This window comes from Falsirhodobacter sp. alg1 (genome assembly GCF_000739715.2).
In the GTDB taxonomy this organism is placed as follows: Bacteria; Pseudomonadota; Alphaproteobacteria; order Rhodobacterales; family Rhodobacteraceae; genus Falsirhodobacter.
This window is the reverse complement of sequence record NZ_BBJC02000086.1, coordinates 1-541: the sequence shown is the minus strand read 5'-3', so window position 1 is coordinate 541 and position 541 is coordinate 1. Positions and strand designations below refer to the sequence as shown.

Below are 541 nucleotides of genomic sequence, written 5' to 3'. Positions count from 1 at the left end.
CCCTCAATGACTTGTCGATGTTCCAGACCGGCCTGCACGGCGCGGTTGTGGGTGAAAGCGAGCAGGGTCTGCTGGATGCCACCGCAGATCTGCCGCGTGCACGCCACTGCAAACTGCCCGGAACCGGCGGGATTGCAGAATCCATCCGTGCTTTCAAACTCCATGCGACCCCGCCGGTAGAGGTAACAGAATGACCGAGAAATCAGCCCTCGTTGTTGTGTATCACCGCCAACCCTATGAAGAGGTGGAACATGAGGATGGCACCACCGAATTGCAGGAGAACAAATCTCCGAACGGGATCGTGCCCCCACAATGGATGCCGATGCCCTGAACATTTCGTTCGCGTCATCTGATATCAGCTACCTTGCCAAATACTTCCATTCCAAGAACGCTTCACCTGTGTCGCAGAACTGGGGTGCCTTCGGTACACCAGAAACCGATGCCCTTCTGGATMRGATCGAAACAACCTTCGATGCGGAAAAGCAGGCAGAGCTGACGGCCGAGGCTGACATGCCAAGATTGTGGACCAGGCACCTTGGCT

At 56.2% G+C, this 541-nt stretch carries 2 protein-coding genes and 1 pseudogene; all 3 read left to right on the top strand.

All coding sequences use genetic code 11. The features are described 5' to 3' along the window. Positions 1 to 194, top strand: a 194-nt coding sequence (locus tag TR36_RS15620) for an HAD family hydrolase (protein WP_237763610.1), incomplete at its 5' end; no start/stop codon positions are given. Beyond that, on the top strand, positions 191 to 331 hold the full coding sequence (locus tag TR36_RS15885) for a hypothetical protein (protein WP_192841378.1): 141 nt from the start codon (positions 191 to 193) through the stop codon (positions 329 to 331). The genes TR36_RS15620 and TR36_RS15885, both read left to right, overlap by 4 nt. Next, a pseudogene (locus TR36_RS16210) lies at positions 313 to 541 on the top strand (hypothetical protein); the annotation flags it as partial. The gene TR36_RS15885 and the pseudogene TR36_RS16210, both read left to right, overlap by 19 nt.